This window comes from Kitasatospora sp. NPDC085895, from assembly GCF_040702125.1.
GTDB classification, from domain to species: domain Bacteria; phylum Actinomycetota; class Actinomycetes; order Streptomycetales; family Streptomycetaceae; genus Kitasatospora; species Kitasatospora arboriphila.
In genome coordinates, this window is sequence record NZ_JBFBJY010000192.1 from 1 (window position 1) to 3,764 (window position 3,764).

At 72.5% G+C, this 3,764-nt stretch carries 2 protein-coding genes and 2 pseudogenes; 2 read left to right on the plus strand and 2 right to left on the minus strand.

Annotated features, from left to right (window positions below):
• Together AB0442_RS41975 and AB0442_RS41980 are read right to left on the minus strand one after the other, a co-directional pair.
• A pseudogene (locus tag AB0442_RS41975) lies at positions 1-272 on the minus strand (two-component sensor histidine kinase); the annotation flags it as partial.
• Entirely contained in the window at positions 269-940 is a 672-nt protein-coding gene (locus AB0442_RS41980) for a response regulator transcription factor (protein ID WP_366168779.1), read from the minus strand. The gene AB0442_RS41980 and the pseudogene AB0442_RS41975, both read right to left, overlap by 4 nt.
• A gap of 328 nt (positions 941-1,268) precedes the next feature.
• On the opposite strand from AB0442_RS41980, the gene AB0442_RS41985 reads away from it, so the two are divergent.
• Both AB0442_RS41985 and AB0442_RS41990 read left to right on the plus strand, forming a co-directional pair.
• Positions 1,269-3,038 carry a phosphatidylglycerol lysyltransferase domain-containing protein gene (locus AB0442_RS41985; RefSeq protein ID WP_366168780.1) on the plus strand — a complete coding sequence of 590 codons (1,770 nt, stop codon included), beginning with the start codon at positions 1,269-1,271 and terminating at the stop codon, positions 3,036-3,038.
• A 293-nt stretch (positions 3,039-3,331) separates the two neighbouring features.
• Positions 3,332-3,764 (plus strand): annotated as a pseudogene (locus AB0442_RS41990) (hypothetical protein); the annotation flags it as partial.

A 3,764-nucleotide genomic window follows, 5' to 3' on the forward strand; every position in this document is an offset into this window, starting at 1 on the left:
GCCGCCCGCTGCGCGGCGACCGTGTAGACCGCGGTCATCGGCGCCAGCCAGATGTAGTTGACGAACGCCCCGGGCAGGGTGAGCAGCAGCACCGCCACCGGGAGGCGGCGGCGCAGCAGCAGGGCGAGCGCGGCCAGGACGGAGAGCGCCGCCTCCCACCACTTGGCGCCCTTGGAGACCAGGGCGGCGTCGACGAGCGAGATCAGCACCGGCAGCAGCAGCATCAGCCAGGTCGCGGTGCACCAGGCCGGCAGGGCTCTGGGGCCGGTCATGCGCCCGGGCCGCCCTGGGCGCGGACCAGCCCGGCGCGGTGGGCGACCACGGCGGCCTGGACCCGGTTCGCCGCGCCGAGCTTGGCGAGGATCGCGCTGATGTGGTCCTTCACGGTGCCGGTGCCGAGGTAGAGGCGGTCGGCGATCTCCGCGTTGGACAGGCCCCCGCCGAGCAGGGCGAGCACGTCGAGCTCGCGGGTGGTGAGCTGGCGGGCCAGCGCGGCGGCGTCCGCGTCGGGGCCGCCGCCCTCGACGTAGCCGTTGATGACCGTGCGGGCGACGGTGGGCGAGAGCATGCTGCCGCCGGCGGCGAGCACCCGGACGGCGTGCACCAGCTGCTCGGGGGCGGTGTCCTTGAGCAGGAAGCCGGCCGCGCCGGCGCGCAGGGCGGTGCCGATGTACTCGTCGGTGTCGAAGGTGGTGAGCATGGCCACGGCCGGCGGGTCGGGAAGGGCGCGCAGCCGGCGCAGCACGCTGATGCCGTCCAGGTCGGGCATCCGGATGTCGAGCAGGACGACCTGCGGGCGCAGCTCGACGGCCTGCTGCTCGGCCTGGCCGCCGGAGCAGCCGCCGACCACCTCCAGGTCGGGGGCGGAGCCCACGATCAGGCCGAGGCCCGAGCGGACGAGGACCTCGTCGTCCACGATCAGGACGCGGATCGGTGGCATGGCTCTCCTCGGGCGTGCGCGGCTCGTCTTCGAGCCTAGGGGCCGGTGGGGCGCGATCCGGTCCACCGGCGGGGTGGTGACCCCCGCCGTTCGGCGGGGGTCGGAATCCGCTACCGGATTCACGCAATTCTCATCCGGGGTGGGGAACCATGGAACACGGAGCCCCCTGTGGGCCCTGGCCGCTCGGAGACCGGGTGTGCGGGCCGCTCCGTCCCTCCCGGGTGTCGTACGGATGCGTCCCCCACGTTGATCGTCTGCAATTGGAGCTGTGTCCACCGTGAAGCCGGCGCCCACCGCCGTTCCCGCGCATGTCGGATCCCCGTCCGGGCTGCTCGCCCGGTGGCGGCCGAGGGCCGCCGCGACGACGGTCTGGTACCTGAGGCTGCTGGCCCTGCTGAACCTCGTCGCGGTGCTGGCGGTGCCGTTCCGGGATCAGGTGCAGGAGCACAACGAGGGCGAGTACTTCACCCCGTACCTGCTGACGGCCGGTCTGACGACCGTGCTGCTCTCGCTCTTCCTCGCGGTGGCGATGCGGCGCCGCAAACGGGCCGCGTGGATCTTCAACGCGGTGGTGTCGGGGCTCTTCTCGGTGCTGTACCTGCTGCTGATGCTGGTGCCGGACAGCCCGTTCGCGGACCATCCGGTGAACTGGTTCTCCACCGTGCTGACGGTCGGCTTCTTCCTGGCGCTGCTGGTCGGCCGGGGGGAGTTCACCTCCAAGGGGGACCGCTCCAACCCCAAGACCGGGGTGGCGACGTTCATCGGCGGCCTGCTGTTCGGCGGCGTGGTCGGCGCGACCCTGGTGCAGCTGACCAACGCCGTGCACGGCGCGGAGTTCGGCACCCGGTTCGGCTACGCGGTGGCCCGGATGGTGACGATCACCCCGTCCGGCCGGCTGGCGGACGAGATCTCCGTGCCGACCTGGGTGAACGCCTTCATCAACGCGATGGGCGCGGTGCTCTTCCTGCTGGTGCTGTACCTGGCCTTCCGCAGCCCGCGCGGCCAGGAGCTGCTGACCGCGCAGGACGAGGTCCGACTGCGCGAGCTGCTGGAGCGGCAGGGCGAGCGCGACTCGCTGGGCTACTTCGCGCTGCGCCGGGACAAGGCGGTGATCTTCTCGCCGTCCGGCAAGGCCGCGGTGGCCTACCGGGTGCTGGGCGGCGTCTCGCTGGCCTCCGGCGATCCGATCGGCGACCCGGAGGCCTGGCCGGGGGCGATCGACGCGTGGCTGGAGGAGGCCCGCGAGCACGCCTGGGTGCCGGCCGTGATGGGCGCCTCCGAGGAGGCCGGCGTGATCTACGCCCGGCACGGCCTGGACGCGCTGGAGCTGGGCGACGAGGCGATCGTCGAGGTCGACGAGTTCTCGCTGGACGGGCGCGCGATGCGGGTCGTCCGGCAGGCGTACAACCGGGTCAAGCGGGCCGGGTACACGGTGCGCATCCGGCGGCACGAGGACATCCCCGACGAGGAGATGGCGGAGCTGCTCGACAAGGCCGACCACTGGCGGGACGGCCAGACCGAGCGCGGCTTCTCGATGGCGCTGGGCCGGCTCGGCGACCCGGACGACGGCCGCTGCGTGATGTTGGAGTGCCACGACGGGGACGGCGAGCTGCGGGCGCTGCTGAGCTTCGTCCCGTGGGGCCGCAACGGCCTCTCGCTGGACCTGATGCGCCGGGACCGCGACAGCGAGAACGGCCTGATGGAATTCATGGTCATCGAACTGCTGCAGCGCGCCGACGAGGTCGCCCTGGAACGGGTCTCGCTGAACTTCGCGATGTTCCGCTCGGTTTTCGAGCGCGGTTCCAAGCTGGGCGCCGGTCCGGTGCTGCGGCTTTGGCGTTCGGTGCTGGGATTCTTCTCCCGCTGGTGGCAGATCGAATCGCTGTACCGGGCCAATGCGAAGTACCGGCCGATCTGGGAGCCGCGTTATCTGCTCTTCGAGAAGAGCAGCGAGATTCCGCGGATCGGCATCGCCAGTGCGCGCGCCGAGGGCTTCATCACGGTGCCGAGTCTCCCCGTCCTCTTCCGTCGCCGTCACGTCCGGGCCGCCGCGCAGGCGGTGTCCGGCGGGGGGTCGGCGGCGGAGCGGGACGGGTAGGGGTAGTCCCTCCGCCGGGGGGCGGAGGGCCACCGCCGATCGGGGGGTGCGGCCGCGTCCGGTGGTCGCCCCCCTCCGACTTGAGGATAATCCGCGATTCGCCTCGCAAGGTGACGCACCCCCTTTGTCCGATGCCTACCGTGGATGTATCGGCGGGAGAAACCCCGGCCGTACGGGAAATGTCCCGGGAATTGCACGGCGGGGCGCGGGGGTGCCCGGCCGGAAACGGACGGGGAGATTCAGCGGTGGATCGGATGGCTCGTGCGGGGGGCGTACGACCGGGTGTCGGACCGGTGGCGGTCCGGGCCGCGGTCGCGGAGTGGGGCACGCTGATCGGAACCCTCCGCGCGCACGTGCGCCGGCACCGGTTCGCCTCCGTCCCGCTGGCCACCGCGGCGACCGTGCTGGTGCTGCTCTTCTCCGTCGTCCAGCACCTGCCGGGCGGCGAACGGCTGGTCACCCAGGTCGGCGTCGTGCGGGCCGCGCTGCCGCTCGGGATCTCGCTGCTGCGGACACCGCTCTCGCTGTACGTCCCCGCGCTGGACCTGCCGGTGTGGGGCGCGCTCGTCCAGGTCTTCCTGGTCTTCGGGATCGCCGAGATCGTCCTCGGTCGCCGCCTCACCGTGGCCGTCGCCTACGCCTGCACCCTGGCGGGCACGCTCTTCGCCCGGATCGGCGTGGAGCTCGGCCCGGAGCACCTCTTCGGCTTCCCCACCTGGGTGGGCC